This is a genomic window from Kitasatospora sp. NPDC022856 (genome assembly GCF_055561235.1).
Genome location: NZ_JBVHHE010000018.1, coordinates 39227 through 65215 on the forward strand (window position 1 = coordinate 39227; position 25989 = coordinate 65215).

Genomic DNA, 25989 nt, shown 5'->3' on the forward strand with positions numbered 1-25989 from the left:
CCGCCGATGGGCGACGGAATGTCAGGGATGCACCACCACGGCGGAATGACCGAGCTGGGCCCCTTCTCCCTCTCCAACGTCATGACCTGGTCCCCCGACTGGGTCTTCCTGATCGGCAGCCTGGCCGGCCTGGCGCTGTACGGCGCCGGCGTCGTCCGGCTGTACCGGCGCGGCGACCGCTGGCCGATCGGCCGGTCGGTCGGCTGGGCGGCGGGCATCGGCTCGGTGATCCTGGTCACCTGCACCGGGCTGAACGACTACGGCATGGTGCTCTTCAGCGCGCACATGATGCAGCACATGGTGCTCTCGATGCTGTCGCCGATCCTGCTGCTGCTCGGCGCGCCCATCACGCTGGCGCTGCGGGCGCTGCGCCCGGCCGGCAAGGGCCGGCCGCGCGGGCCGCGCGAGCTGCTGGTGGCCCTGCTGCACAGCACCTACGTCAAGGTCGTCTCGCACCCGGGCTTCACCATCCCGCTGTTCATCGCGAGCCTCTACGGGGTCTACTTCACCCCGCTGTTCGACTTCCTCATGCAGTACCGGCTCGGGCACATCTTCATGATGGTGCACTTCCTCGCCGCCGGACTGGCGTTCTTCTGGCCGATCATGGGCGTGGACCCGGGCCCGCACCGGCCTGGCCACGTGATGCGGATCATCGAGCTGTTCATGGGGATGCCCTTCCACGCCTTCTTCGGCGTCGCGGTGATGATGGCCAGCCACCCGCTGGTGACCACCTTCACCGAGGAGGGAGCGCCTCCGGGGACGAAGCTGCTGGACGACCAGAAGCTGGCCGGTGGTATCACCTGGGCGTTCGGCGAGATCCCGACCGCGATCGTGCTGATCGCGCTGGTCTACCAGTGGATGCGGTCCGAGCAGCGGGTGTCCCGCCGCCGCGACCGCGCCGAGGACCGCAGCGGCGACGCCGAGCTGGCCGCGTACAACGCCTACCTGGCCTCGCTGGACAAGCGCGGCCAGCGGGCCGCCCCGGCACCGGCGGCCGACGCGGGCTGACCGGCCGCGCCGGCACCGCCCCCGACACCGTGACGAAGCCCCCGCCCCACCTGCGGGGGCTTCGTCGTCCCCGGCCGCAGGCTCCTCTGGGGTTCAGGACCCCGGCGGCTCGGGACCTGGCGGCTCAGGCCTTCCAGCCGTTCTGGCGGGCGAGGCCGGCCACCAGGATGTCCAGACCGAACTCGAACCGCTCGTCACCGACGTTGCGGGTGAGCGCCGCCGCCATCGAGGTGATCATCGGATAGCGGTCGGCGGGGATGGTGCCGAAGTACTCCCGCACCTGGTCGGTGTAGTCCTGGGAGTTCCCGCCCCCACGCGTGGACGCCTCGAAGGTGGTCGCCGTGGTGTAGAGCCCGAGCACGTCGACCCCGTACGCGGCGGTCTGCTCGTCGAGGCCGCCCGCGCGCAGGATGCCGAGCATGGACTCGGCGATGTCCATGGCGTGCGGCGTGGTGGGCACATTGGCCACCACCGCCGCCCGGGCGAGGTCCCGGTGCGCCAGCAGGGCGTCCCGGGAGCGGCGCATCAGCCGCTTGATCTGCTCCTGCCAGTCGGCCGCGTCGGGCTCCTCGAGTTCGATCTCGGAGTAGGCCAGGTCGAGGACCTGCTCGACCAGCTCCTCCTTGCCGCCGATGTGGGCGTAGAGGCTCGCGGCCCCGGTGTCGAGCTCCTGGCCGACCCGTCGCATGCTCAGCGCGTCCATGCCCTCGGCGTCGACGATCCGCAGCGCCGCCTCGACGATCCGCTCGCGACTCAGCGGCTGCCGCTTGGCCGGCGCCTTCTCCTTCTCCTGCCAGTGCGCTGGCCAGCTCGGACGCGGGGCGGCACTGGTCATCGGGGCTCCTTCGTGGTCGGCGACGAGTTCCAGCGTACTTGGCACGAACGCCGTTCCATGGGAAAACACTGTTCGTCGAAGAAAACAGTGTTCGTACAGGCGAACAGAGTTCGCCCCCAGTTCCAGTTCCAGTCCCCTTCCCAGCCCCGGATCCCGGAGAGCCCCCTCATGACCAGTCAGACCGCCCCACCCCCGGCCGCCACCGCGGCCGAGCCCGAACCGGCCGGATACCGGCTGCGCTGGGCCGCCCTCGCCGTGATCCTGGCCGCCGAGGTGATGGACCTCCTCGACACCACGATCGTCGGCGTGGCCTCCCCCGCCATCCAGCGCGACTTCGGCGGGGGCGACGCGCAGATCCAGTGGATCTCCGCCTCCTACACGCTCGCCTTCGCCGTGCTGCTGATCACCGGCGGCCGACTCGGCGACCTCTTCGGCCGCAAGCGCCTGTTCGTCCTCGGCGCGGCCGGCTTCACGCTCGCCTCCGTGCTCTGCGCGGCCGCCACCGGCGCGGGCACCCTGATCGCCGCCCGGACCGTCCAGGGCCTGTTCGCCGCACTATTGATCCCGCAGGGGCTCGGCCTGATCAAGGCGATGTTCCCGCCCAAGGAGATCGGCGCCGCCTTCGGGCTGTTCGGGCCGATCCTCGGGCTCTCCTCCGTCCTCGGCCCCACCCTCGGCGGCTACCTCACCGACGCCGACTGGTTCGGCACCGGCTGGCGGATGGTCTTCCTGATCAACCTGCCGCTCGGGCTGCTCGCCGTGGTGGCCGCCGTCAGGATCCTGCCCGCCAACCGGACCACCCGGGCGGAGGGCGCCGGCCGGCTCGACCCGGTGGGCGTGCTGCTGCTCAGCACCGCCGTCCTGCTGCTGGTCTACCCGCTGGTCCAGGGCCGCGAGCTGGGCTGGCCGCTCTGGACGTACCTGGCCATGGCCGCCTCGCCTCCGGTGCTCCGGCTCTTCGCCCTCCACCAGCGCAGCGTGCTGCGGCGCGGGGGCACCCCGCTGATCGAGCCCTCGCTGTTCGCCAAGCGGGCCTTCACCTCGGCGCTCGCCACCGGCCTGGTCTTCTTCGCCGCGCTCTCCGGCCTGCTGCTGACCTTCACCCTCTACCTCCAGCTCGGCCTCGGCTGGACATCGCTGCACTCCGGCCTCAGCATGATCCCGCTCTCGCTCGGCATCGTGGCCGGCGCCGTGCTCTCCGGCGGCGTCCTCGGCCCCCGCTACGGCCGCCGGGTGCTGCACGCCGGGATGGCGGTCGCCGCCACCGGCGCGCTCGGGCTCTGGGCCTCGGTGGAGCACTGGGCCGGCGGCCTGACCAGCTGGGCGCTGATCCCCGCGCTGCTGGTCACCGGATTCGGACTCGGCCTGATCATGGCGCCGTTCTTCGACATCGCCCTGGCCGGTGTGGAGGACGCCGAGACCGGCTCGGCCTCCGGCGTGCTCAACGCGCAGCAGCAGCTCGGCGGCTCGATCGGGGTCGCCCTGCTCGGCACCGCGTTCTTCGGCTGGGCCGGTCCGGAGGGCTTCCGGCACGCGGCCGGCTGGACCTTCGGCCTCAGCGCGGGCCTGCTCGCGCTGGCCTTCCTGGTGGCCTACCTGCTGCCCCGCCACGCCCGCCCGCACGAGGAGGGGTGAGCCCGCCTCCGGCCCCTTCCCGCCACCACCTGCGCCGTCGCCCGCCGGGACCAGCCCGGCAGGCGGCGGCGCCCGCGCGTGTGCGCCTGGGGGGGTGTTGGCAGAGTCCCGCCGGGTCCGCGACGCCGCGACCTTGCCGACACCGCCTAGGATCCGGGCATGCAAGCGCTTCTGATGGCCGCCCTGCTCGCCGTGGTCCTGCTCTCCCGGATCCAGGAACCGAGACGGTTGGGCAACGGGGTGCTGATCGGCCTGATCGGCGTCTGCGCGGCGCTCGGCACGGTGAGCGCGGTCGGCCACTTCTCCTCGTCGGCCGCGAGCGCCGTCACCGCCGGGGTGGCCGGCGCGGTCTGGCTGAGCGGGCTGGTCGCGGCCGCCCTGCTGGTGGCCAACGGGGTCACCATGGTCCGGCGGGAGGGCACCCGGCCGGCCAGCCTGCTGTCCCTGCTCGCCGGCGCCGCCCTGCTCGCCCTGCTCGGGCTGCTGCTCTCGGCCACCTACCTCAGCGTCCGGGCGCTGCGCGCGGCGGCCGGCGCCGCCGTCCTGCTCGGCGGCTACGGCGCCTTCCTGCTGCTCTGCTTCCTCGGGTACACCCTGCTGTACCGGCGCCTCGCCCCCCGGCCCGGCGCCGACTACCTGGTGGTGCTGGGCGCCGGGCTGAACGGCTGCGAGGTGCCGCCGCTGCTGGCCGCCCGGCTGGACCGGGCGATGGCGCTCTACCGCGCCGAGGAGGCCGCCGGACACGCACCGCTGATGCTGGTGACCGGCGGCAAGGGCCCGGACGAGAGCTGCACCGAGGCCTCGGCGATGGCGGACCACCTGGTCGCCGCCGGCTGCCCGCGGGAGCGGATCCGGCTGGAGGAGAAGGCCACCAGCACCACCGAGAACCTCGCCTTCAGCCGCGAGCTGATGGAGCGCGAACGGCCCGGCTACCACTGCACCGTGGTGACCAGCAGCTTCCACGTGCTGCGCTCCGCCGTGACCACCCGCCGGGCCGGGGTGCCGGGGCAGGTCGTCGGCGCGCCGACGGCCGGGTACTACTGGCCCAGCGCCGTCCTGCGCGAGGTAGTCGCGACGGGCCTGATGTACCCCCGGGCGAACGCCGTCGCCGTGCTGCTGCTCGCGACGGCGGGGGCGGTGGTGGGCTGGCGGTGGTGAGCCGCCCGGCCGCCCGCCCCGCCGGACGGCCGCCCGCCCCGCCGGACGCGGAGAGGCCCCCGGGTCCGCGAACGGACCCGGGGGCCTCCCGGTACGGCTCGGTGCCGGCTTGGTGCCGGCCTGGTGCCGACTCCGCCCGGCTGGGATCAGCCGAGGTTGGCGAGCGCCTCGTTGAAGGTCTTCGAGGGACGCATCACGGCCGCGGCCTTGGCCGGGTCGGGCTGGTAGTAGCCGCCGATGTCGACCGGCGAGCCCTGCACGGCGATGAGCTCCTCGACGATGACCTGCTCCTGCCCGGCCAGCGCCTCGGCCAGGCCGGCGAACGCCTGGGCCAGCTCGGCGTCGGCGGTCTGCCCGGCCAGCTCCTGGGCCCAGTACAGGGCCAGGTAGAAGTGGCTGCCGCGGTTGTCGATGCCGCCGAGGCGACGGCTCGGCGACTTGTCCTCGTTGAGGAAGGTGCCGGTGGCGCGGTCCAGCGTGTCGGCCAGCACCTGGGCGCGGGCGTTGTCGGTGGTCTGGGCCAGGTGCTCGAAGCTGGCGGCCAGCGCGAAGAACTCGCCCAGGCTGTCCCAGCGCAGGTAGTCCTCCTTGACCAGCTGCTGGACGTGCTTCGGGGCGGAGCCGCCGGCGCCGGTCTCGAAGAGGCCGCCGCCGTTCATCAGCGGGACGACCGACAGCATCTTGGCGCTGGTGCCCAGCTCCAGGATCGGGAAGAGGTCGGTGAGGTAGTCGCGCAGCACGTTGCCGGTGACCGAGATGGTGTTCTCGCCGCGGCGGATGCGCTCCAGCGAGAACTTGGTGGCCTCGACCGGGGTCTTGATCTCGATCTGCAGACCGGCCGTGTCGTGCTCCGGCAGGTAGGTCTTGACCTTCTCGATCAGCACGGCGTCGTGCGCGCGGTTCTCGTCCAGCCAGAAGACGGCCGGGTCGCCGGTGGCGCGGGCGCGGGTGACGGCCAGCTTGACCCAGTCCTGGATCGGCAGGTCCTTGGTCTGGCAGGCGCGGAAGATGTCGCCGGCCTCGACGGCCTGCTCCAGCACGACGTTGCCCTCGTCGTCGACGAGCCGGACGGTGCCGGCGGCGGCGATCTCGAAGGTCTTGTCGTGGCTGCCGTACTCCTCGGCCGCCTGGGCCATCAGGCCGACGTTCGGCACCGAGCCGATGGTGGCCGGGTCGAGGGCGCCGTGGGCGCGGCAGTCGTCGATGACGGCCTGGTACACGCCGGAGTAGCTGCTGTCCGGCAGCACGGCCAGGGTGTCGGCCTCGTTGCCGTCCGGGCCCCACATGTGGCCGGAGGTGCGGATCATGGCCGGCATCGAGGCGTCGACGATGACGTCGCTCGGCACGTGCAGGTTGGTGATGCCCTTGTCGGAGTCGACCATGGCCAGGGCCGGGCCCTCGGCCAGCTCGGCCTCGAAGGAGGCCTTGATCTCGGCGCCGTTCTCCAGCTTCTCGAGGCCGCCCAGGATGCCGCCGAGGCCGTTGTTCGGGTTCAGACCGGCCGCGGCCAGCGCCTCGCCGTACTTGGCGAAGGTGTTCGGGAAGAAGGCGCGGACCACGTGGCCGAAGATGATCGGGTCGGAGACCTTCATCATGGTGGCCTTGAGGTGCACCGAGAACAGCACGCCCTCGCTCTTGGCGCGGGCGACCTGGGCCGCCAGGAACTCGTGCAGCGCGGCGACGTGCAGCACCGAGGCGTCGACGACCTCGCCGGCCAGGACCGGGACGGACGGACGCAGCACGGTGGTGGTGCCGTCCTCGGCGACCAGCTCGATGCGCAGCGAGCCGGCCGAGGAGACCACCGCGGACTTCTCGGTGGACCGGAAGTCGTTCGCGCCCATGGTCGCGACGTTGGTCTTGGAGTCGGCCGACCAGGCGCCCATGCGGTGCGGGTGCGTCTTGGCGTAGTTCTTGACCGACGCGGGGGCGCGGCGGTCGGAGTTGCCCTCGCGCAGGACGGGGTTGACCGCGCTTCCCTTGACCTTGTCGTAGCGGGCCCGGACGTCCTTGTCCTCGTCCGTCTGCGGGTCGTCCGGGTAGTCCGGCAGCGCGTAGCCCTGCGCCTGGAGCTCGGCGACCGCCGCCTTCAGCTGCGGGATGGAGGCCGAGATGTTCGGCAGCTTGATGATGTTGGCGCTCGGGGTCTTGGCGAGTTCGCCCAGCTCGGCGAGGGCGTCCTCGATCCGCTGGCCCTCCTCCAGACGCTCCGGGAAGCTCGCGATGATCCGCCCGGCGAGGGAGATGTCGCGGGTCTCCACCCGCACACCCGCCGTCGAGGCGTAAGCCTGCACCACAGGCAGGAACGAGTACGTTGCCAGGGCCGGCGCCTCGTCGGTGTGCGTATAGATGATGGTCGAGTCAGTCATCGGTACTCCGCTTCACGTCTCCAACGTCTTGATGTCAAGATATCTCGTGTTCGCCCCTTCGCTCCACCTCCCCCCGTACCGGAGTGCGCTCCCGCGCCCGGGCGGGCCGGCGGCGGTCAGCTCCACCGTCGTCCCGGGGCGGGCGCCGGGCAAGCGGAGCAGCGGGGCGCGGGCCCGCGGAACCCCCCGCCGGCGGCCTCACCGGTGCGCGGCGAGCCGGGCGTCGAACTCGGCCTCGTCGGCGAGGAACCAGAGCTGGCCGCCCCGGTTGCTCTCCCGGACGAAGTCCCGCAGCGGGCCGCTGCCGTCGGTGTGGCGGGAGATGTCACCGACGACGGCCAGGCCGAGCCGGTAGGTGGCGAACTTCTGCACGATCCCGCCCGCGATCCGGGTGCTGAGGCGGAAGAAGTCCTCCTCGAAGCGCTCGGCGGGCACCACGACCCAGGCCGCGCCGGCCGCGAACGCGTCACCGATCAGATCGGTGGCATCCCGTTCGTCGCGCACCGGCGGGCCGTCGGCGGGCAGGCGCAGGACGGTGACGGCGGACTCAGACATCGGCGTTCTCCCCGGTCAGTGCGTGGACGATGACGAGCAGCTCGGCCGTGTCGGCCAGACCCCCGAGGATGACCACCTTGAGCGTCGAGCGCTGCTCGTCGTGCAGGGTCTGGACCCGCAGCGGTCCGTCCTCGCGCGGGCCCGCGACGGCCGCCATCAGGGTGTTGGCCAGCCGAGCGGCCTCCACCGTCCCGATCGCGTCGATCTGCACGATGGTCGAGGCCTCGGCGTGGCGCCGCTCCTCGGCCGGCGCGGGCGCGGGGGCACCGGTGAACTCCGCGAGGTCCTGGGCGGTGATCCGGTACTGCTTGCCGATCCTGGTCGCCCGGAGGCGGCCGTCGCGGACGTAGCCGCGCACCGTGCGCACGTGCAGGTCCAGCAGTTCGGCCACCTGTTCCACCGAGTAGTACGGCGCCACCAGGCCTCGCTTCCTTCGATCTTTCCTTATCATTACGCAAACTACCACGACGATCGGGCGTATAGGGAAGGAAAGGGTAGGCGTGTTCGGGGGGAGGTCCGGGGACCGTCAGGACTCCGTCAACACAGCACCGCATTCGGTCAACGCCGCGTCAGGGGAGCGACCGACGGCCCGCCGCCGCCCTAGCGTCGGAGTAAGCAGTTCCCGCAGGCCCCACCACTCCTTGGGAGCACCGCATGGCCCCCGTCGTCTGGCACGTCCCGGTCACCGTCACCGGATCCACCACCGCCCTCCGGCTCTTCCGCCTGCGCGACGGCCGTCGCTGCGCGGTGGGCTTCGCCACCACCGAGGCGCTGACCGCGCTCCTCGGACCGGACCAGGCGTGCACCGAACTCGCCGAGCCTGCGCTGCGGGCGCTCGCCGCGCCACTCGGCGTGGACGCCCTGGTCCTGGATCCACGGCTGGTGGCACCGCCCGTCGCCAGGCCCGCCCGGGAGGGCGCTGCCAGCACGCCCGCCGGGCCCACCGGCCCCACCGCGGCGGCTGTCCGGACCGAGCTCCAGCACCGGTGACGACGCTCCGGCTCGTCCCCGGCGCCCGGTCGCCCGAACCGGACCGGCGGGCCGCCGGCCCGGGACAGCGCTCCCCCGGGCCGGCGGCCCGGCCCGGGGGAGCCCCGCACCCCGGCGGCGGGCGGCCCCTGCACGCCCTGGTCCGGGTCGGCTTCGGCCCCGTACCGCTCGACTTCGACCGGCTCGCCGCCGAGTTCCCGGCCATCCGGAGCGGGTTCGCGCTGGCCGGCGGCGCCGACCTCGAACTGCGGCTCGTCTGCGGCGGCCCCCAGGAGTTGCGCGCGATCTCCACCGCGCTGCTCCGGGCCGGCGCGGTGCGGGTCCAGGTCGACCTCGTGCTGCGCGCCCTGACACCTGCTCCACCGACGCTGCGGCCGGTGCCGTAAGGCCGCCCGCGCCCCACCGTCGACCGGGCGGGGCGCGGGCGGCCCTAGCGGTCAGCCGCTCTCGCGGGTGAGCAGCGCGATCGCGGCCAGCAGCAGAACGGAGCCCGCCAGCAGGGCCGGGGTCACCGGCTCGCCGAAGCAGACGGTGGCGAGCAGCGCGGCGGTCGCCGGCTCCAGCAGCACCAGCACGGCGGCCGTCGCCCCGGGGACGGCCGTCAGACCGGTGAAGTACCAGCGGTAGGCGAGCAGCGTGGGGACGGTCCCCAGGAAGAGCAGCGCGCCCGCCGTCAGCGCCGGACCGCCCGCGGTCGGCAGCACCCCGTCGGCCGCGGCCAGGGGCAGCAGGCAGAGCATGCCGGTGGTGAAGGCGCCGACGTCCGCCCGGGCCGAACCGCCGCCGCGGGCCCAGAGGGTGAGACCGCTCTGCCCGGCGCCCGCCAGGACGGCGAGCGCGACGCCGAGCACCGGCCGCGGGCCGGCCGCCGGGGCGGCGACCAGCAGGAACAGCCCGCCCAGCGCGACCGCGATCGCGGCCGAGGCCCGCACGGTGAGCCGCTCACCGAGCAGCAGATGGGCGCCGAGACTGGTCAGGACGGGCCCCGCACCGATGGTGACCAGGGTGCCGAGGCCGAGACCGGCGTACTGCACCGAGCCGAAGTAGGCGCACTGACTCACCGCCAGCCCGAGGCCGGTGAGCAGGGCCGCGCCGCGCGCACCGGCGCGCCCCTGGCGGGCGGGGAGGAGGGCCAGGCAGCCGGCCGCGACGGCGAACCGCCAGAAGCAGACGGCCACCGGGCCGAGCCCGGTGGTCCGCAGCAGCAGCGCGGCGGCGGCGCCGCCCAGGCCCCAGGCGACGGCGGCGGCCGAGATGGACAGCAGGCCGTGCCGGAGCGGCACGGCGGATCGAGTGGTCATGCGTTGGTTCTCCACGATGGTGGGCCGGTGACGTCCGCGGTCGGCGCGGGCGGCATCCAGCGGCCCGGTGGCGACAGCGCCGCCGGGCGGGGAATCGTGGAGCGCGCCCGCTAGCGGGCGGGCGGCGGAAGAATCACGGAACGCATGGCGGTCAGCCTACGCGGCCGCCCGGACCCGACCCCTGTGCGGCCCCCGCCGGGCGGTCGTGATCTTCTGTTGGTGGGCCGCCGCGACGTACCGTCGGCGGCGACGCGGTGGAAGTCGGCTTCCGCCCCCGGACCGGGAGGAGCAGCAGCGTGGAGCACCTGACGTACGGCGAGGTCGAGGCGGCCGGACGGCGGATCGCGGGGCGGGTGCGGCCGGTGGTGGTGGCACCCGGGGACGACGGCGGGCGGGTCTGGCTGGCCCTGGAGTACCTCCAGCACACCGGCAGCTTCAAGGCCCGCGGGGCGCAGAACTTCCTGCTCGCGCACACCGAGGCGGGCACCCTCCCGGCCGCCGGGGTGACCATCGCCTCCGGCGGGAACGCCGGCCTCGCCTGTGCCTGGGCGGCCCGCGAACTCGGCGTGCGGGCCACCGTGTTCCTGCCGGAGACCGCGCCCGCGGTCAAGGTGGCCCGGCTGCGCTCCTACGGGGCCGAGGTGCGGCTGGCGGGCCGCGAGTACGCCGAGGCGCTGGCGGCCTGCGAGGAGTTCGCGGCGGACGGCGGCGCGCTCGCCTCGCACGCGTACGACCACCCGCTGATCGCGGCCGGGGCCGGGACGGTGCTGGACGAGATCGTGGCCCGGCTGCCCGGTCTGGACACGGTGGTGGTCTCGGTGGGCGGCGGCGGACTGTTCGCCGGGGTGGCCGCCGCGGCGCGGGAGCACGGCGTCCGGGTGGTGGCGGTGGAGCCGACGGGGAGCCGGGCACTGGGTGCGGCCCTCGCGGCCGGCCACCCGGTGGACGTCCCGGTGGACTCGGTGGCCGCGGACTCCCTGGGGGCCCGCCGGGCCACCGTGCTGGCCGTGCACGCCGCCCGGCAGGACGGCGTCCGCACCGTGCTGGTACCGGACGACGCCATCGTCCGGGCCCGGCAGGCGCTCTGGGACGAGCGGCGGATCGCCGTCGAGCACGCGGCGGCCACCGCGCTCGCCGCGGTGACGGAGCTGGACGACGTGGCCGGCGAGCGGATCGCGGTGCTGCTCTGCGGCGCCAACACCGACCCCTCCGACCTGGTGGCGGCCGGGTAGTCGGGCGGCGGCCCGGCCCCGGGGCTCCTCAGCCGATGCCCTGCCGGTCCGGCAGCAGGGCGAAGGCGCGGACCTCCGGATCGGGCAGCTGTTCGACCACGGCACGGTCCAACAGGCGCCGCTGCTCCAGGAGTTGCGAGCGCCGCCGGTCGGGGCTGATCAGCAGCAGGTCGTCCAGGGCGGCCGCCAGTCGGCGGGTCACCTGCGGGTGGCCAGCCCCGCAGAGCCGGATCTCGGTGAACGCGAGGTCGACCACGGACTGCCAGTCCGGCACCGGTTCGACCAGCCGGACGGCGCCGGCCCGGTCGCGGAAGCAGAGGTCCCCGAAGCTCTCGTGCACCAGCATCCCGAGCAGTTGGTGGATCCGGTCGATCGCCTGCACGGCGGTCGTCGGGTCGTTGACGGCGGGCGAGAGCGCGCGGATCGCGATGTCGACCAGCTGCCGGAACCCGAAGCTGAGGTCCTGGTGCATGGTGCGGTCGACGCCGACGTTGAGCGCCAGGGCGATCCCCCGCGGGCGCGGCGGCCGGTCGGCGGCCCCGGCCACCCGGACGATCGGGGTGCCGGGAGTGATGAAGTCGCCGATCCTGGGCACCAGATGGAGCACCACGTCGTGCTTGCGGGCGATCCGGACCAGGCGGCCGATGTTGACGTCGCGCAGCACCCCGGAGCGCCCCTCGTGGAGCAGGGTGGGCGCCCCCTCCGGGACGGCCGGCGGCTGCGGCTCGGGCGGCATCCGTCGGTACTGGAGGATCACCGCCACCGACTCGTTGGCGACCCGGTCGATGACGTGCGGCACCCGCAGCAGCCGCATGGTGGACTGCACGTAGAGCACGAACAGCGCCAGGCTGAGCAGTACCAGCAGGAGGGAGCCGAGGCCGGAGAAGACCGGCACCGAGGTGACCTTCGCCGGGTCGGTGGAGTCGTCGTAGCTGAGCTGGACGAGCAGGGCGAACAGGAAGGTGGCCAGGCAGACCGAGAAGGTGGCCTTGGTGAGCCGGCTGCGGACGTACAGCCGCAGGACGCGCGGGGAGAACTGGCTGGCGCCCATCTGCAGGGCGACCAGCGAGATCGAGAACACCACGCCGATGAACGTGAGCATCGCCGAACTCACCGTGGAGACCACGCTCTTGGCCGCACCGGTGAACCGCATCAGCTCGTCCGCCGAGCCGGTCTCGGCGACGCTGGCGGTGACCACGGCCTCGTCCAGCCAGGCCGTCACCCCGGAGAGCAGTACCGCGGCGACGCAGGTGACCAGCGGGGCGAACCAGAACGCCTCCCGCAGGTGCTCGCGCAGCGGGGAGAGCGGGCGGTAGCGGCCGGGCCGGCGATCGGTCATCGCCCCAGGCTAGGGCTTGTCCGACCATTCGCATCGGATCAGCGCCCGGCCGGCCGCGCGCGGGGCCGCCCCGCGGCGGCGGCCCCGGCGCTCAGTCCCCGTCGAGCACCCGCCGTAGGGCGAGCGCGTCGGGGGCCGCGGCGACGAGCAGCCGGGCGTCCGGGTCGGGCAGGGTGAGCAGAGCGGCGTCCCCGGCCTCGGGCCACCGCGGCGGCGCGGGCGGCGGGTGGCCGACGGTGAGCAGCTGGCCGGTGGCCCGGTGGCCGCCGAGGACGGCGGGACCGTCCCAGCCGGGGGCGCCGGGGCCGAGGTCGGTCCGCTGGTCCAGCAGGAGCCGGCCGGCTCGGCGCACGGTCAGCCGGGAGGTGAGCCGGCCGGGGCCGGCGGCCCGGGCCCAGTCGTGGTGGCGGCCGAGGATCTGCTCCTCGCGGTAGCGCAGCCGGGCACCGGCGGCGAGGGTGATCCGGGTGTGCAGCAGGAGGTGGCTGCCGGCGGCGGCGACCACCGGCTCGGGGCACCAGTCGAGCCGGGCGCCCTCCCCCACCGTCAGTTCGACGTCGTAGTGGGCGGGGCCGGGGCCGGGCAGGCTGATGGTGGCGGCCGCGCTGGTCACGGTGAGGGCCGCGCCGTCGGCCACCTCGACCGCGAGTGCCAGCCGGTCGCCGCCGAGCGGCGCGGCCATCGAGCCGACGAGCACCACCCGGGCTCCGCCGTCGGCGTCCCGGGTGCGCCGTGGGGCGAGTGGTCCGGCGCCGGAGAGGACGGGCAGGGCGGTCGCGCCCCGCCCGTCGGGTTCGGCCCGGATCCGGGCCCGGGCCACCAGTGCGACCCGGGGCGCGTCGGCCGGGACGGGACCGGCCGCGGCCGTCGTCACCGGAGCCGTCACCATGGGAGCCGTCACGGCCGGGTGCGCCAGTCGGCCAGCCGCTCCCGGACCCAGGCGGCGACCGGTGCCACGCCGTCGGGCGAGGTGAGCGCGGAGAACACGGTGGGCAGGGGGCCGCGTTGTGCGGCGGCGTCACGGGCCATCACGTCGAGGTCGGCGCCGACCAGCGGGGCGAGGTCGGTCTTGTTGATCACCAGCAGGTCCGAGGTGGAGATCCCCGGGCCGCCCTTGCGCGGGATCTTGTCCCCGCCGGAGACGTCGATGACGAAGATCTGGTGGTCGACCAGGCCCCGGCTGAAGGTGGCGGTGAGGTTGTCGCCGCCGGACTCGACCAGGACGAGGTCGAGCGGCCCGACCGCCTCCTCCAGTTCCTCGACGGCCTCCAGGTTGGCGGAGATGTCGTCGCGGATGGCGGTGTGCGGGCAGCAGCCGGTCTCCACGGCGGTGATCCGCTCGGGCGGCAGGACGGCGTTGCGCAGCAGGAACTCCGCGTCCTCGGTGGTGTAGATGTCGTTGGTGACGACGGCCAGCGACAGCTCCTCGCGCAGCAGGCGGCAGAGCGCGGCGACGGTGGCGGTCTTGCCGGAGCCGACCGGCCCGCCGAGGCCGATCCGCAGGGCGCGCCGGCGGGTGCCGCCGGCGGCGGTGGAGGTGTAGGTGTGGCGGGCGGGGGCGTCGACGGGGTCGGCGTGGTCACGATGCAAAGAGGCGGACCTTCCAGGAGTGGTGCTGCTCGGCGTAGACGTCGAGCAGCGGCGCAGAGGCGGCGGGCAGCGCGTCCGGGTCCCCGCACAGGGCGGCGGTGACGGCGGCCTCGGCCACGGTGTCGAGTTCGGGGGCGAGCCGGGCCAGCGCGGCCGCGACCTCGTACGGGTCCAGGCCCAGCAGCCGCACGCAGGCGGTGGCCGGGCCGTTGACGCTCTCGTGGGCGGCGGCGGTCGCGGCCTGGGCGGGGGTGAGGCCGGCGGCCAGCGCGGCGGTGCCGAGGACGACGCTCTGGTGCGCGCCGCGCGGGAACTCGGCGGCCAGCCGGTCGAGTCCGGGGTGCGGCCAGGCCGCGCGGGCGGCGCGGAGCAGTTGTCGGCCGAGCCGGCGGCTGGTGGCGCGCAGGGCGGGTGAGGCGGTGCGGGCCTCGGCGGCCGCGTCGAGCCGGCCGGTGTCCTGGCCGGCTGCGGCCGCCGCGGCCAGGGCGGCCGACACCAGACCGGTGGTGTGCAGCCGCCCGGTGAGGAAGGCCGTCATGCTCTCGGTGTCCCGCACCCGCCCGGACCGGACCGCCGCCTCGGCCCCGCCGGAGTGGGCGTGCCCGCCGGCGGGGAACCGGCCGTCGGCGAGCAGCAGGAGCGCGGCGAGGCCCATCAGAAGAGGAAGTACCGCTGGGCGAGCGGCAGTTCGGCGGCCGGTTCGGGGGTGACGAGTTCCCCGTCGATGGTGACGGTGAAGGTGTCGGGTTCGACCCGGACGTCCGGCCGCGCGCTGTTGTTGACCATCCGCTCCTTGGTGACCCCCCGGGTGTTCCGGATCGCGCTGAACGCCTTGGCGACCCCCAGCTGTTCGGCCAGCCGCTCGGGCAGGCCGTCCTCGATCGCCGCCGCCGCGGTGAAGTTGAGCGAGTTGGCCGCCGCCGAGCGCCCGATGGCGCCGAACATCGGCCGGGGCAGCATCGGCTGGGGCGTCGGGATGGACGCGTTGGCGTCGCCCATCTGCGCCCAGGCGATCTGGCCGCCCTTGACCACGAGGTCCGGCTTGACCCCGAAGAAGGCGGGTGACCAGAGCACCAGGTCGGCGAGCTTGCCCGGTTCGACCGAGCCGATCTCGCCGTCCAGGCCCTGGGCGACGGCCGGGTTGATGGTGTACTTGGCGACGTAGCGCCGGGCCCGGTGGTTGTCGGCCCGGCCGTCGCCGGCGAGCGGGCCGCGCCGGGCCTTCATCACGTGGGCGGTCTGCCAGGTGCGCAGGACCACCTCCCCGATCCGGCCCATGGCCTGGGAGTCGGAGCTGATGATGGAGATGGCGCCGAGGTCGTGCAGGATGTCCTCGGCGGCGATGGTCGACGGCCGGATCCGGGACTCGGCGAAGGCGAGGTCCTCCGGCACGTACGGGCTGAGGTGGTGACAGACCATCAGCATGTCGAGGTGCTCGGAGACGGTGTTGACGGTGTGCGGCCTGGTCGGGTTGGTGGAGCTGGGCAGCACGTTCGCGGCGCCGACCACGGTGATGATGTCCGGCGCGTGGCCGCCGCCCGCACCCTCGGTGTGGTAGGCGTGGACGCCCCGGCCGGCGATCGCCGCGAGGGTGTCGCCGACGAAGCCGGCCTCGTTCAGGGTGTCGGTGTGAATGGCCAGTTGGGCACCGGTCTCGTCGCAGACCCGGAGGCAGGCGTCGATCGCGGCCGGCGTGGCGCCCCAGTCCTCGTGGATCTTGAACCCGAGCGCGCCGGCCCGCAGCTGGTCGTGCATCGAGGCCCGGTTGACGGTGTTGCCCTTGCCGAGCAGGCCGATGTTGACCGGCAGGCCGTCCAGCGCCGCGAAGACCCGGCCGAGGTGCCACGCCCCCGGGGTGATCGTGGTCGCCTTGCTGCCCTCGGCCGGTCCGGTGCCGCCGCCGACCAGGGTGGTGACCCCGGAGGCCAGCGCCTCGTCCACCAACTGCGGGCAGATGAAGTGCACATGGGCGTCCACGGCGCCGGCGGTGACGATCCGGCCGTTGCCGGAGATCACCTCGGTCTCCGGTCCGATCACCAGGTCCGGGTGGACACCGTCCATGGTCTCGGGGTTGCCGGCCTTGCCGAGGGCGGTGATCCGGCCGTCCCGGATGCCGATGTCGGCCTTGACGACGCCCCAGTGGTCGAGCACCACCGCGCCGGTGATGACGGTGTCCGGGGCGCCCTCGGCGCGGCTGGTCCGGGCCTGGCCCATCGACTCCCGGATCACCTTGCCGCCACCGAAGACGGCCTCGTCGCCGCCGCGGCCGCGGTCCTCCTCGACCTCGATCAGCAGATTCGTGTCACCGAGCCGGATCCGGTCCCCGGTGGTCGGGCCGTACAGGTCGGCGTAGCGCTCGCGGGTCAGCCAGAGGGCGGGGCGGTCAGTCATCGAGCGCACCTCCGACCGCGCCGCGCAGGCCGAGGACCTCGCGCCGGCCGGCGATCGGGACGAGTTCGACCTCCACCGGGATGCCCGGTTCGAAGCGGACGGCGGTGCCGGCCGGGATGTTCAGCCGTAGGCCGCGCGCGGTGGACCGGTCGAAGTCCAGGCCGGGGTTGGCCTCCCCGAAGTGGTAGTGCGAGCCCACCTGGACGGGCCGGTCGGCGGCGTTGACGACGGTCAGCCGGGTGACCGGCAAACCGGGGTTGAGGCCGATCGCGCCGTCCCCGTGGAGGATCTGCCCCGGGAACGCCCGCTCGCCGCTCACTGGATCGGCCCGTGCACGGTGACCAGCTTGGTCCCGTCCGGGAAGGTCGCCTCGACCTGGACGTCCGGGATCATCTCCGCGATCCCCTCCATGACGTCGTCCCGGGTGAGCACCTCGCGGCCGGAGTCCATCAGCTCGGCGACGGTCCGGCCGTCCCGGGCGCCCTCCAGGACGTGCGAGGTGATCAGCGCGACCGTCTCGGGGTGGTTGAGCCGCAGCCCCCGCGCCCGGCGGGCGCGGGCCACATCGGCGGCCACGTGGATGAGCAGGCGTTCCTGCTCGTGGGGGGTGAGTCTCATCTGCGCGCACCTCGGGAGGGGTTCGAGCGCACGGACACAACGCTGTGCCGCGGTGGTGGCGCATACCGTAGCGAACGAACGACCCCGACCACAGGGCACCTCACCGATTCCGCCCGGTATCCCTATGCGGCCGCCACTATTTCTATAACCCTATTTGCCGTCCACATTGCCGGATCTTGTGCGGAACCTCAATTCCGGCTCAAATGCTGGACCTACCGGCGAGTCACGTAACACACACATGAACAGAGGACCCCCTACCAGCGGGAATGTCTGGGGAAGTAGGTAAACATTCAGTAATGAAATCTGTGCATAGGCCTATGAATACGCCTACTGTGTGGCAACTCTCCGCGCTCCGTCCGCCGGGTTCCCACACCACAGAGAGATTTCGCATGGCATCCCTCAACCAGCTGTCCCCGCCGAGCACCGGCACCTCTCCCGACTCCGGGACACCCACCCATCGGTCGCTCCGCCGCGAGGTCGGCCTGATCGGCCTGCTGTGGGCCTCGGTGGGTTCGATCATCGGCTCCGGCTGGCTGTTCGGCGCCAAGAACGCCGTCATGGTCGCCGGGCCGGCCGCGCTCGTCTCCTGGGGCATCGGCGCCGTCGCGATCGTCCTGCTCGCCCTGGTGCACGCCGAGCTGGGCGGGCTCTTCCCGGTCGCCGGCGGCACGGCCCGCTACCCGCACTACGCCTTCGGCGGTCTGGCGGGCATGTCCTTCGGCTGGTTCTCCTGGCTGCAGGCCGCGACCGTGGCACCGATCGAGGTCGAGGCCATGATCGGGTACGCGGGGCACTGGGAGTTCGCCAAGAGCTTCCTGAACGACAACGGCACCCTCACCACCAGCGGCTTCATCGTCGCCGTCCTGCTGATGGGCGTTTTCGTCGCGGTCAACTTCCTCGGTGTGCGGGTGCTGGCCCACACCAACTCGATCGCCACCTGGCTGAAGATCTTCGTCCCGCTGCTGACGATCTTCGTGCTCGCGCTGACCAACTTCCACGGTTCGAACTTCACCTCGCACGGCTTCGCCCCGTTCGGCATCAAGGGCGTGCTGGCCGCGATCAGCTCCAGCGGCATCATCTTCGCGCTGCTGGGCTTCGAGCAGGCGATCCAGATCTCCGGCGAGAGCCGCAACCCCAAGCGCGACATCCCCCGCGCGGTGCTCGGCTCGGTCGCCATCGGCACCCTGATCTACGTCCTGCTCCAGGTCGTCTTCATCGGCGCGCTGCCGCTCAGCTCCTTCGCCAACGGCTGGGACAAGCTCGACTTCCCCGGCATCGAGGGCCCGTTCGCCGGCCTCGCCACCCTGGTCGGCCTCGGCTGGCTGGCCTGGGTGCTCTACTTCGACGCCATCGTCTCCCCCGGCGGCACCGGCCTGATCTACACCACCTCCACCTCCCGCATCTCCTACGGCCTGAGCAAGAACGGCTACGCGCCGCAGAAGTTCGAGCAGCTGGACAGCCGGGGCGTGCCGTGGTTCGGCCTGATCCTCTCCTTCGTCACCGGCGTCGTCTGCTTCCTGCCCTTCCCGAGCTGGCAGGAGCTGGTCGGCTTCATCACCTCCGCCAGCGTGCTGATGTACGCCGGCGCCCCGCTGGCCTTCGGCGCGCTGCGCCGCCGCCTGCCCGCCCGTGAGCGCTCGTACCGGCTGCCGCTCGGCGGCGTGATCTCGCCGCTGGCCTTCGTGGTCGCCAGCCTGATCATCTACTGGGCCGGCTGGCACACCCTGTCCCGCCTGGGCATCGCGATCGTCCTCGGCTACGTGCTGCTCGGCAGCTACGCCGCCTACGCGATCCGCAAGGGCCTGCCGAACGCCCCGCGCCTGGACTGGCGGGCCGCCCAGTGGTTGCCGGTCTACCTGGTGGGCCTCGGCCTGATCTCCTGGCAGGGCGGCTTCGGCGAGGGCCGCGGCAACATCCCGATGTGGTGGGACATGGGCGTGGTCGCCGTCTTCGCCCTCGGCGTCTACTTCTGGGCGATCCGGGTCGCGCTGCCGGCCGAGGCCATCGAGCAGAACATCGAGGACATCGAGGTGGTCGACGCCGGCGGTCACTGACCCTTCGTCGGACACCACGGGGCGGGCCCGCCGGTACACACCGGCGGGCCCGCCCCGCGTTCGCCGCCCGCTCGCGGCTACAGCTTGAGCGCCGTACGCAGCGCCGCCTCCACCGCCGCCTCCGGGTCCGCCACCGCGTCCTCGCTCCGCCAGGCGACGAAGCCGTCCGGGCGGACCAGCACCGCGCCGCCCGGCCGGAGGCCGTGCAGCTCGGCGAAGTCCGCACCGGGCTCGGGCGCCAGGTCGTCCTCCGCCCCGGTACCGATCCGGTAGGTGTCCAGCGGCACGGCCAGCCGGTCGGCCGCCCGGCGGGCGCCCTGGTGCCAGGCCGTGCCCTCGGGGCCGGTCAGCAGCACCATCGCCTGCTCGTACAGGTCGAGGGTGGAGAGCTTGACGCCCGCCCGCAGCAGCCACTGGTGCGGCGCCCGGCTGCCGGGTTCGCCGCCGGACTCGAACGCCTCCGGCACCACCGGCCCGGCAGGGTCCGCCCCGGCGACCGCGCCCACCGGGTAGCGGTAGCCGAGTGCCACCGCCAGCACCCCGGCCTGCCGCCCGACCCCGGGCACCACCGCGTACCCGGGGTGGCTGTGCTCGGCGGAGCGCGCCGAGGCCCGCTCGCTGGTCACCTCCGCCACCGGCCGGCGCTCCTGCCCGTACGTCTCCAGCAGCCCCGGTCCGGCCCAGCCGCAGAGCACCGCGGCCAGCTTCCAGGCCAGGTTGTGGGAGTCCTGGATGCCGGTGTTCGAGCCGAACGCGCCGGTCGGCGACATCTCGTGCGCGGAGTCCCCGGCCAGGAAGACCCGCCCGGCGGAGTACCGCGTCGCCACCCGCTCGGCCGCGTGCCAGGGGGCCTTGCCGGTGACCTCCACCTCAAGGTCCGGCACCCCGACGGCGGCCCGGATGTGCCGGACGCACCGCTCGTCGGTGAACGCCTCCAGCGGCTCGCCGTGCTCCGGGTGCCACGGCGCGTGGAAGACCCACTCCTCGTGGTTGTCCACCGGCAGCAGCGCGCCGTCGGCGTCCGGGTTGGTCAGGTAGCAGGCGATGAAGTGCCGGTCGCCCACCACCTCGGCCAGCCGCTTGGCCCGGAAGGTGATGCTGACGTTGTGGAACAGCTCGCCCTTGCCGCTCTGGCCGATGCCCAGCGCCTCCCGGGCCGGGCTGCGCGGGCCGTCCGCCGCGATCAGGTACTGGGCCCGGACGGTGCGCTCCTCGCCGGTCTCCCGGCTGCGCAGCAGCGCCGTCACCCCCTCGTCGTCCTGTTCGAAGGAGACCAGCTCGGTGCTGAAGCGCAGCTCGCCGCCGAGCTCGCGGGCGGCCTTCAGCAGGACCGGCTCCAGGTCGTTCTGGCTGCACAGGCACCAGGAGCTGGGGCTGAACCGGGCCAGCCGGCCGCCCGGGTCGATCTCCCGGAACAGCCACTCCTGCTCCTCGCCGGTCAGCGAGGGGGCCTGCAGGATGCCGTGGTTCGCGGCGAGCACCGAGGCGGCCTCGCGGATCGCCGTCTCGATCCCCGCCCCCCGGTAGAGCTCCATCGTGCGGACGTTGTTGCCTCGGCCACGCGGGTGACGCGAGGTGTCGGCGTGCTTCTCGACCAGCAGGTGTCTGACACCCAGTCGGCCCAGGAAGAGTGAGGCCGACAGCCCGACCAGCGAGCCGCCGACGATCAGGACCGGCACCCGGTCGTCAACCTTCGGATTCATCAATTGCTCCAGCCTGTACGGGGGTTCGCGACCCGGCTACGGGGCTCGGCGTCGCCCTCGGCGGGGCCCGCGCGCACGTCGGCCCCGCTCTTCCATCCCCCGCCGCGGGTCCCTTCTGCCGCCTCGTCGCCCGGATGGCCCGCATATCTCGCGCCACTCGTGGGGTCCGCGCACGATCGACCTCAGGCCTGGCCCCCACCCGCCCGGGCCGACCGCCACCGCACCGCCCTCCCCCCGCCGGGGCCCGTCCGGACGGAAGCCGCCCGGCGCGCACGGCGCGGGCAGCGCCCGAAGCAAGAAAGTGGATCATGACGACTCTGTCCGAACCGCAGGCCGAGCAGCACTCCGAGCAGCACACCCGACTGCGCGTGATGCTGATGCTGGAGATCAAGGACGGCGCCCAGCAGCGCTTCCTCGACGTGTACGAGAAGCTGCGCCACCAGGTGGCCTCGGTCCCCGGCCACGTCAGCGACCAGCTCTGCCAGTCGATCAACGACCCGCGGCAGTGGCTCATCACCAGCGAGTGGCAGGACCAGGAGACCTTCCTGGAGTGGGTGGACAGCCCCGCCCACCGCGAGATGGTCAAGCCGATGCACGGCTGCGTCAGCGACACCTTCCGCTCGCTGCGCTACTCCATCCTCCGGGAGACCTCCGCGGCCGGCGCCACCGGCACCCGCAAGCCGGTGGACGTGCCGCCCGGCCTGCCGCGCACCGCGCCGGCCGGGCACGTCGGCCCGCCGCAGGCCGCGCCCGGCCCGGACGGGGTGGTCCGGCACGCCCTGACCTTCACCGTCAAGCCCGGCAGCGAGCACGAGGTGGCCCGGATCCTCTCCGGCTACGCCTCCCCCAAGGCCGAGGTGGACGAGACCACCCAGCTGCGCCGAACCTCCCTCTTCATGCACGGCAACCGGGTGGTCCGGGCCGTCGAGGTGGTCGGCAACCTGGGCGACGCGCTGCGCCACGTGGCGATGCAGCCCGAGGTCCGCGCGGTCGAGGAGGCCATCAACCCGTACCTGGAGGAGGCCCGCCAGCTCGGCGACCCGCAGGCGGCACGCGCCTTCTTCGCCCGTGCGGCGCTGCCCGCCGAGCACCAGGCGATCGCCGGCTCCCCGGCCTCCGGCCGGCTGCACCGGCACGCCGTGCTCTACCCCGTCAAGCCGGGCAACGGCGCGGCCGTGGCCGCCCTGCTCGCCGAGCACGACAACCTGGCCACCGCCGACCCGACCGGCCCGCTCGCGGCCGCCACCGTCTTCCACCGGGAGGACGTCGTGGTCCGCCTGGTGGACCTGCGGGTCCCGGCCGAGGCCGAGCCGGCCGTCGCCCTGGGCGTGGCCGGCGAGCGCGAGGCCACCGTCCTCGGCCGGCTGCTGGACCTCGGCGCCGAGGGCGACCTGCGCACCGTCGCCGGCCTGAGCGCCCTCCTCGCCGCCCGCGCCATGAGCCCGGTCACCGACCGCAGCTCCCAGCTCACCTGACCGACCATCGGCCCTGCGCCGGCTCCGACTCCCGAAGGAAGAAACCATGTCCACGCAGTACCCACGGATCGTGCACGTCGACGAGGCGCCGGAGAACCGCCGGCGCGGCGGCGACCTGCGCGCCATGCTCACCCCGACCACCTGCGGCGCCACCAGCGGCTTCATGGGCCTGGCCATCGTGCAGCCCGGCGAGCGGATCGGCGAGCACTACCACCCGTACTCCGAGGAGTTCGTCTTCGTGGTCGCCGGCGAACTGGAGGTGGACCTGGACGGGGTGACCCACTCGCTCCGGCCCGACCAGGGCCTGATGATCCCGATCGACATGCGCCACCGCTTCCGCAACGTCGGCGACACCGAGGCCCGGATGGTCTTCCACCTCGGCCCGCTCGCCCCCCGTCCGGAGCTCGGCCACGTCGACACCGAGGAGACCGAGGGAGCGGTGACCTCCGGTCCGCCGGAACACGCCAAGGTGGCTTCGTGACCCGGCGGGTCGCCGTCACGGGGATCGGTGTGGTCGCGCCCGGCGGCGTGGGCGTACCGGCCTTCTGGCAACTGCTCACCTCCGGCCGGACGGCGACCAGGGGCATCACGCTCTTCGATCCCACCGGATTCCGCTCCCGGATCGCCGCCGAGTGCGACTTCGACCCGGCGGCGCACGGGTTGAGCCCGGAGGACGTCCAACGGGCCGACCGCTACGTGCAGTTCGCCATGGTGGCGGCGGACGAGGCGATCGCCGACTCGGGCCTGGACCTGGCCGCGGAGGACCCGTGGCGGATCGGCGTCTCGCTCGGCACCGCCGTCGGCGGCACCACCCGGCTGGAGCACGACTACGCCCTGGTCAGCGCCGGCGGCGCGCGCTGGGACGTGGACCACCGACGGGCCGAGCCGCAGCTGCACCGCGCCTTCGCGCCCAGCACGCTGGCCTCCGCGGTCGCCGAGCGCACCGGTGCGCACGGCCCGGTGCAGACCGTCTCCACCGGGTGCACCTCCGGACTGGACGCGATCGGCTACGCCTTCCAGGCGGTCGAGGAGGGGCGCGCCGACATCTGCGTCACCGGCGCCTCCGACTCGCCGATCTCACCGATCACCGTCGCCTGCTTCGACGCCATCAAGGCCACCAGCGAACGCAACGACGACCCGGAGCACGCCTCCCGCCCCTTCGACGCCCACCGCGACGGCTTCGTGCTCGGCGAGGGCGGCGCCGTCCTGGTGCTGGAGGAGCTGGAGCACGCCCTGCGGCGCGGGGCCCGGATCTACGGCGAGATCGGCGGCTTCGCGACCTTCGGCAACGCCTACCACATGACCGGCCTCACCCAGGAGGGGCTGGAGATGTCCCGGGCGATCGACGAGTCGCTCGCCCACGCCCGGGTGGACCGCACCGACGTCGACTACGTCAACGCGCACGGCTCGGGAACCAAACAGAACGACCGGCACGAGACGGCGGCCGTCAAGCGCTCGCTCGGTGAGCACGCGTACCGGACGCCGATGAGCTCGATCAAGTCGATGGTCGGGCACTCGCTCGGCGCGATCGGCGCGATCGAAGTGGTCGCCTGCACCCTCGCACTGGCCCACGGCGTGGTACCGCCGACCGCCAACTACGAGACTCCGGACCCGGAGTGCGACCTCGACTACGTGCCGCGCACCGCGCGCGAGCTGCCCCTCCGGCACATCCTGTCGGTCGGCAGCGGATTCGGCGGATTCCAGTCCGCCGTCGTGCTCAACAGAACGGGGTGAGATCCATGACGTCACGTCAGCAGGGCCGCCGGGCGGTGGTCACCGGCCTCGGCGTGGTCGCGCCGAACGGTGTGGGGGCCGACGCCTTCTGGAAGGCCACCAGGCAGGGCGTGAGCGTCCTCGACCGGATATCCCGCGAGGGCTGCGCGGACTTTCCGCTGCGCGTCGCCGGCCAGGTACGGGACTTCGACCCGCAGTCCGTGATCGACAGCCGCTACCTGGTGCAGACCGACCGCTTCACGCACTACGCGATGGCCGCCGCCGACCTGGCGGTGGCGGACGCCGGGTTCGTTCCCGACCCCGACCAGCCGTTCGGGGTGGGCGTGGTGACCGCGGCCGGCTCCGGCGGCGGCGAGTTCGGCCAGCGCGAACTGCAGCAACTCTGGGGCCAGGGACCACAGTTCGTCGGCCCCTACCAGTCCATCGCGTGGTTCTACGCGGCCAGCACCGGCCAGGTCTCGATCCGGGGCGGCTACAAGGGCCCGTGCGGGGTGGTCGCCAGCGACGAGGCCGGCGGCCTGGACGCCCTCGCGCACGCCGCCCGGGCCATCGAGCGCGGCACCGACGCGGTGGTGGCCGGCGCGGCCGAGGCCCCGCTGGCGCCGTACTCGATGGTCTGCCAGCTCGGCTACCCCGAGCTCAGCCTCGACGACCGGCCGGACCGGGCCTACCTGCCGTTCTCCGCCGCCGCCAACGGCTTCGCCCCCGCCGAGGGCGGCGCGATGCTGCTGCTGGAGGACGAGGAGACGGCCCGTCGGCGCGGCGCGACCGTCCGGGCGTACCTGGCCGGGCACGGCGCCACGTTCACCGGCGCCTCCCGCTGGGAGGAGTCCCGCGAGGGGCTGGCCAACGCCGTCCGGATCGCGCTCGACCAGGCCCGGATCGCCCCGGAGGAGGTCGACGTGGTCTTCGCCGACGCCCTCGGCGTCCCGGCCGCCGACCGCGCCGAGGCGCTGGCCCTGGCCGACGCCCTGGGCCCGTACGCCGAACGGGTACCGGTGACCGCCCCGAAGGCGGGCACCGGCCGGGCGTACTGCGGCGCGCCCCTGCTGGACACCGCCGCCGCGGTGCTCGCCATGGAGGACGGCGTGGTGCCGCCCACCCCCAACGTCACCGAGGTCTGCCACGACCTCGCCCTGGTGACGGGCCGCGCCCGCCCGGCCGAGCTGCGCACCGCGCTGGTGCTCAGCCGCGGGCTGATGGGCTCCAACTCCGCGCTGGTGCTCCGGCGCGGGGACCGGGCCTGACCGAACCACTGCTCTGGCAACGAACTGAAGGGAACATCCCGTGAGCAACACCCTCAGCCATCCCGAACTGGCCGCGCTGATCCAGGCGCGGGCAGGCGTGGTGATCGACCCGCTCGACCTGGAGCGCCCGGGCGCCAGCTTCGACGACTTCGGCGTGGACTCCCTCGGTCTGCTCGGCGTGGTCGGCGAGCTGGAGAACCGACACGGCGTGAAGGTCACCAACGGAGCGGAGTCGGCGAAGACGCCGGCCGAGTTCCTCGACCTGGTGAACTCCTCGTTCGCCACGAAGGCCGGTGCCTGAGATGCCCGGACACACGGACAACGAGATCGTCATCGCCGCCCCGCTCGACCTGGTCTGGGAAGTCACCAACGACCTGGAGAACTGGCCGCAGCTGTTCAGCGAGTACGCCTCGGTCGAGGTGCTGCAGCGCGACGGCGACAGCGTGCGGTTCCGGCTGACCATGCACCCGGACGAGAACGGCCAGGTGTGGAGCTGGGTCTCCGAGCGCACCACCGACCGGGCCTCGCTCGCGGTGCGCGCCCGCCGGGTCGAGCCCGGGCCGTTCGAGTTCATGGACATCCGCTGGGAGTACGCGGAGGTCCCGGCCGGCACCAGGATGCGCTGGGTGCAGGACTTCGCGATGAAGCCCACCGCGCCGGTCGACGACGACGGCATGGTGAACCACATCAACCGCAACTCGCGGGTCCAGATGCAGCTGATCCGCGAGAAGGTCGAGAAGCAGGCGGGGGAGGTCTGA

General features: G+C 73.6%; 26 protein-coding genes. 13 read left to right on the top strand and 13 right to left on the bottom strand.

Annotated features, from left to right (window positions below; all coding sequences use genetic code 11):
• Positions 1 to 27: 27 nt before the first annotated feature.
• Positions 28 to 1008 (top strand): cytochrome c oxidase assembly protein, encoded by a 981-nt coding sequence (locus ACZ34W_RS23420; protein WP_329492364.1) that lies wholly within the window; start codon positions 28 to 30, stop codon positions 1006 to 1008.
• A gap of 124 nt (positions 1009 to 1132) precedes the next feature.
• Here ACZ34W_RS23420 and ACZ34W_RS23425 read toward each other — a convergent pair whose 3' ends face one another.
• Complete coding sequence (locus tag ACZ34W_RS23425) at positions 1133 to 1888, bottom strand: TetR/AcrR family transcriptional regulator (RefSeq protein WP_465606747.1); 756 nt, start codon at positions 1886 to 1888, stop codon at positions 1133 to 1135.
• 123 nt (positions 1889 to 2011) lie between these two features.
• Here ACZ34W_RS23425 and ACZ34W_RS23430 point away from each other — a divergent pair, with 123 nt between their 5' ends.
• Together ACZ34W_RS23430 and ACZ34W_RS23435 are read left to right on the top strand one after the other, a co-directional pair.
• Positions 2012 to 3478 (top strand): MFS transporter, encoded by a 1467-nt coding sequence (locus tag ACZ34W_RS23430; protein WP_465606749.1) that lies wholly within the window; start codon positions 2012 to 2014, stop codon positions 3476 to 3478.
• A 159-nt stretch (positions 3479 to 3637) separates the two neighbouring features.
• A complete protein-coding gene (locus tag ACZ34W_RS23435; protein ID WP_329490996.1) occupies positions 3638 to 4636 on the top strand; it encodes a YdcF family protein in 999 nt (332 codons plus the stop codon).
• Between the two features lie 146 nt (positions 4637 to 4782).
• Here ACZ34W_RS23435 and ACZ34W_RS23440 read toward each other — a convergent pair whose 3' ends face one another.
• The 3 genes from ACZ34W_RS23440 to ACZ34W_RS23450 form a co-directional block, all read right to left on the bottom strand.
• Positions 4783 to 7002, bottom strand: coding sequence for an NADP-dependent isocitrate dehydrogenase (locus ACZ34W_RS23440; protein WP_329490995.1), 2220 nt, complete (start codon positions 7000 to 7002; stop codon positions 4783 to 4785).
• 198 nt (positions 7003 to 7200) lie between these two features.
• Positions 7201 to 7557: a DUF4180 domain-containing protein gene (locus ACZ34W_RS23445; protein ID WP_329490994.1), complete on the bottom strand. Its 357-nt coding sequence runs from the start codon at positions 7555 to 7557 to the stop codon at positions 7201 to 7203.
• Positions 7550 to 7975: a helix-turn-helix domain-containing protein gene (locus tag ACZ34W_RS23450; protein WP_465606752.1), complete on the bottom strand. Its 426-nt coding sequence runs from the start codon at positions 7973 to 7975 to the stop codon at positions 7550 to 7552. Before ACZ34W_RS23450 ends, ACZ34W_RS23445 begins: the two co-directional genes overlap by 8 nt.
• A 236-nt stretch (positions 7976 to 8211) precedes the next feature.
• On the opposite strand from ACZ34W_RS23450, the gene ACZ34W_RS23455 reads away from it, so the two are divergent.
• Together ACZ34W_RS23455 and ACZ34W_RS23460 are read left to right on the top strand one after the other, a co-directional pair.
• The gene (locus tag ACZ34W_RS23455; RefSeq protein WP_329490993.1) at positions 8212 to 8547 is read left to right on the top strand and encodes an SAV_915 family protein; all 336 of its coding nucleotides are present in this window, start codon (positions 8212 to 8214) and stop codon (positions 8545 to 8547) included.
• Positions 8544 to 8933 carry a hypothetical protein gene (locus ACZ34W_RS23460; RefSeq protein WP_465606754.1) on the top strand — a complete coding sequence of 130 codons (390 nt, stop codon included), beginning with the start codon at positions 8544 to 8546 and terminating at the stop codon, positions 8931 to 8933. The genes ACZ34W_RS23455 and ACZ34W_RS23460 overlap by 4 nt, the downstream gene beginning before the upstream one ends.
• 51 nt (positions 8934 to 8984) lie before the next feature.
• Here the strand turns inward: ACZ34W_RS23460 and ACZ34W_RS23465 are convergent, their stop codons facing one another.
• On the bottom strand, positions 8985 to 9848 hold the full coding sequence (locus tag ACZ34W_RS23465; protein WP_465606756.1) for a DMT family transporter: 864 nt from the start codon (positions 9846 to 9848) through the stop codon (positions 8985 to 8987).
• 296 nt (positions 9849 to 10144) lie between these two features.
• On the opposite strand from ACZ34W_RS23465, the gene ACZ34W_RS23470 reads away from it, so the two are divergent.
• Positions 10145 to 11080 carry a serine/threonine dehydratase gene (locus ACZ34W_RS23470; protein WP_465606758.1) on the top strand — a complete coding sequence of 312 codons (936 nt, stop codon included), beginning with the start codon at positions 10145 to 10147 and terminating at the stop codon, positions 11078 to 11080.
• Between the two features lie 28 nt (positions 11081 to 11108).
• Here ACZ34W_RS23470 and ACZ34W_RS23475 read toward each other — a convergent pair whose 3' ends face one another.
• From ACZ34W_RS23475 to ACZ34W_RS23505, 7 genes are all read right to left on the bottom strand, one after another.
• A complete protein-coding gene (locus tag ACZ34W_RS23475; RefSeq protein WP_465606760.1) occupies positions 11109 to 12419 on the bottom strand; it encodes a DUF2254 domain-containing protein in 1311 nt (436 codons plus the stop codon).
• A gap of 91 nt (positions 12420 to 12510) precedes the next feature.
• The gene (locus ACZ34W_RS23480) at positions 12511 to 13308 is read right to left on the bottom strand and encodes an urease accessory protein UreD (RefSeq protein WP_465606924.1); all 798 of its coding nucleotides are present in this window, start codon (positions 13306 to 13308) and stop codon (positions 12511 to 12513) included.
• Between the two features lie 8 nt (positions 13309 to 13316).
• Positions 13317 to 14009 (bottom strand): urease accessory protein UreG, encoded by a 693-nt coding sequence (gene ureG, locus ACZ34W_RS23485; RefSeq protein ID WP_329490987.1) that lies wholly within the window; start codon positions 14007 to 14009, stop codon positions 13317 to 13319.
• Entirely contained in the window at positions 13999 to 14664 is a 666-nt protein-coding gene (locus ACZ34W_RS23490) for an urease accessory protein UreF (protein ID WP_465606762.1), read from the bottom strand. The genes ureG and ACZ34W_RS23490 overlap by 11 nt, the downstream gene beginning before the upstream one ends.
• Positions 14664 to 16400, bottom strand: coding sequence for an urease subunit alpha (locus ACZ34W_RS23495; protein ID WP_359806175.1), 1737 nt, complete (start codon positions 16398 to 16400; stop codon positions 14664 to 14666). The genes ACZ34W_RS23490 and ACZ34W_RS23495 overlap by 1 nt, the downstream gene beginning before the upstream one ends.
• On the bottom strand, positions 16393 to 16719 hold the full coding sequence (locus tag ACZ34W_RS23500) for an urease subunit beta (RefSeq protein WP_465606765.1): 327 nt from the start codon (positions 16717 to 16719) through the stop codon (positions 16393 to 16395). The genes ACZ34W_RS23495 and ACZ34W_RS23500 overlap by 8 nt, the downstream gene beginning before the upstream one ends.
• On the bottom strand, positions 16716 to 17018 hold the full coding sequence (locus tag ACZ34W_RS23505; RefSeq protein WP_465606767.1) for an urease subunit gamma: 303 nt from the start codon (positions 17016 to 17018) through the stop codon (positions 16716 to 16718). Before ACZ34W_RS23505 ends, ACZ34W_RS23500 begins: the two co-directional genes overlap by 4 nt.
• Before the next feature lie 389 nt (positions 17019 to 17407).
• On the opposite strand from ACZ34W_RS23505, the gene ACZ34W_RS23510 reads away from it, so the two are divergent.
• Positions 17408 to 19072 (top strand): APC family permease, encoded by a 1665-nt coding sequence (locus ACZ34W_RS23510; protein WP_329490981.1) that lies wholly within the window; start codon positions 17408 to 17410, stop codon positions 19070 to 19072.
• Positions 19073 to 19149: 77 nt separating this feature from the next.
• Here ACZ34W_RS23510 and ACZ34W_RS23515 read toward each other — a convergent pair whose 3' ends face one another.
• Positions 19150 to 20775, bottom strand: coding sequence for an FAD-dependent oxidoreductase (locus ACZ34W_RS23515; RefSeq protein WP_329490980.1), 1626 nt, complete (start codon positions 20773 to 20775; stop codon positions 19150 to 19152).
• Positions 20776 to 21083: 308 nt separating this feature from the next.
• Here ACZ34W_RS23515 and ACZ34W_RS23520 point away from each other — a divergent pair, with 308 nt between their 5' ends.
• The 6 genes from ACZ34W_RS23520 to ACZ34W_RS23545 are packed head-to-tail and all read left to right on the top strand — an operon-like array spanning position 21084 to position 25989.
• Positions 21084 to 22250 carry a SchA/CurD-like domain-containing protein gene (locus tag ACZ34W_RS23520; protein ID WP_465606770.1) on the top strand — a complete coding sequence of 389 codons (1167 nt, stop codon included), beginning with the start codon at positions 21084 to 21086 and terminating at the stop codon, positions 22248 to 22250.
• Positions 22251 to 22296: 46 nt separating this feature from the next.
• A complete protein-coding gene (locus ACZ34W_RS23525) occupies positions 22297 to 22731 on the top strand; it encodes a cupin domain-containing protein (RefSeq protein ID WP_329490978.1) in 435 nt (144 codons plus the stop codon).
• Complete coding sequence (locus ACZ34W_RS23530; protein ID WP_465606772.1) at positions 22728 to 23984, top strand: beta-ketoacyl-[acyl-carrier-protein] synthase family protein; 1257 nt, start codon at positions 22728 to 22730, stop codon at positions 23982 to 23984. Before ACZ34W_RS23525 ends, ACZ34W_RS23530 begins: the two co-directional genes overlap by 4 nt.
• A gap of 5 nt (positions 23985 to 23989) precedes the next feature.
• Complete coding sequence (locus ACZ34W_RS23535; protein ID WP_329490976.1) at positions 23990 to 25231, top strand: beta-ketoacyl synthase N-terminal-like domain-containing protein; 1242 nt, start codon at positions 23990 to 23992, stop codon at positions 25229 to 25231.
• Between the two features lie 40 nt (positions 25232 to 25271).
• Positions 25272 to 25532, top strand: coding sequence for an acyl carrier protein (locus ACZ34W_RS23540; RefSeq protein WP_329490975.1), 261 nt, complete (start codon positions 25272 to 25274; stop codon positions 25530 to 25532).
• A 1-nt stretch (position 25533) separates the two neighbouring features.
• On the top strand, positions 25534 to 25989 hold the full coding sequence (locus ACZ34W_RS23545; RefSeq protein WP_329490974.1) for an SRPBCC family protein: 456 nt from the start codon (positions 25534 to 25536) through the stop codon (positions 25987 to 25989).

What these genes read in the sequence shown, in the direction of transcription:
- ACZ34W_RS23420 (WP_329492364.1), top strand. Translation starts at nt 28, where the DNA reads ATGCACCACCACGGCGGAATGACCGAGCTGGGCCCCTTCTCCCTCTCC.
- ACZ34W_RS23430 (WP_465606749.1), top strand. Translation starts at nt 2,012, where the DNA reads ATGACCAGTCAGACCGCCCCACCCCCGGCCGCCACCGCGGCCGAGCCC.
- ACZ34W_RS23435 (WP_329490996.1), top strand. Translation starts at nt 3,638, where the DNA reads ATGCAAGCGCTTCTGATGGCCGCCCTGCTCGCCGTGGTCCTGCTCTCC.
- ACZ34W_RS23440 (WP_329490995.1), bottom strand. Translation starts at nt 7,002, where the DNA reads ATGACTGACTCGACCATCATCTATACGCACACCGACGAGGCGCCGGCC.
- ACZ34W_RS23445 (WP_329490994.1), bottom strand. Translation starts at nt 7,557, where the DNA reads ATGTCTGAGTCCGCCGTCACCGTCCTGCGCCTGCCCGCCGACGGCCCG.
- ACZ34W_RS23455 (WP_329490993.1), top strand. Translation starts at nt 8,212, where the DNA reads ATGGCCCCCGTCGTCTGGCACGTCCCGGTCACCGTCACCGGATCCACC.
- ACZ34W_RS23465 (WP_465606756.1), bottom strand. Translation starts at nt 9,848, where the DNA reads ATGACCACTCGATCCGCCGTGCCGCTCCGGCACGGCCTGCTGTCCATC.
- ACZ34W_RS23475 (WP_465606760.1), bottom strand. Translation starts at nt 12,419, where the DNA reads ATGACCGATCGCCGGCCCGGCCGCTACCGCCCGCTCTCCCCGCTGCGC.
- ACZ34W_RS23480 (WP_465606924.1), bottom strand. Translation starts at nt 13,308, where the DNA reads ATGGTGACGGCTCCGGTGACGACGGCCGCGGCCGGTCCCGTCCCGGCC.
- ACZ34W_RS23490 (WP_465606762.1), bottom strand. Translation starts at nt 14,664, where the DNA reads ATGGGCCTCGCCGCGCTCCTGCTGCTCGCCGACGGCCGGTTCCCCGCC.
- ACZ34W_RS23495 (WP_359806175.1), bottom strand. Translation starts at nt 16,400, where the DNA reads ATGACTGACCGCCCCGCCCTCTGGCTGACCCGCGAGCGCTACGCCGAC.
- ACZ34W_RS23505 (WP_465606767.1), bottom strand. Translation starts at nt 17,018, where the DNA reads ATGAGACTCACCCCCCACGAGCAGGAACGCCTGCTCATCCACGTGGCC.
- ACZ34W_RS23510 (WP_329490981.1), top strand. Translation starts at nt 17,408, where the DNA reads ATGGCATCCCTCAACCAGCTGTCCCCGCCGAGCACCGGCACCTCTCCC.
- ACZ34W_RS23515 (WP_329490980.1), bottom strand. Translation starts at nt 20,775, where the DNA reads ATGAATCCGAAGGTTGACGACCGGGTGCCGGTCCTGATCGTCGGCGGC.
- ACZ34W_RS23520 (WP_465606770.1), top strand. Translation starts at nt 21,084, where the DNA reads ATGACGACTCTGTCCGAACCGCAGGCCGAGCAGCACTCCGAGCAGCAC.
- ACZ34W_RS23525 (WP_329490978.1), top strand. Translation starts at nt 22,297, where the DNA reads ATGTCCACGCAGTACCCACGGATCGTGCACGTCGACGAGGCGCCGGAG.
- ACZ34W_RS23535 (WP_329490976.1), top strand. Translation starts at nt 23,990, where the DNA reads ATGACGTCACGTCAGCAGGGCCGCCGGGCGGTGGTCACCGGCCTCGGC.
- ACZ34W_RS23545 (WP_329490974.1), top strand. Translation starts at nt 25,534, where the DNA reads ATGCCCGGACACACGGACAACGAGATCGTCATCGCCGCCCCGCTCGAC.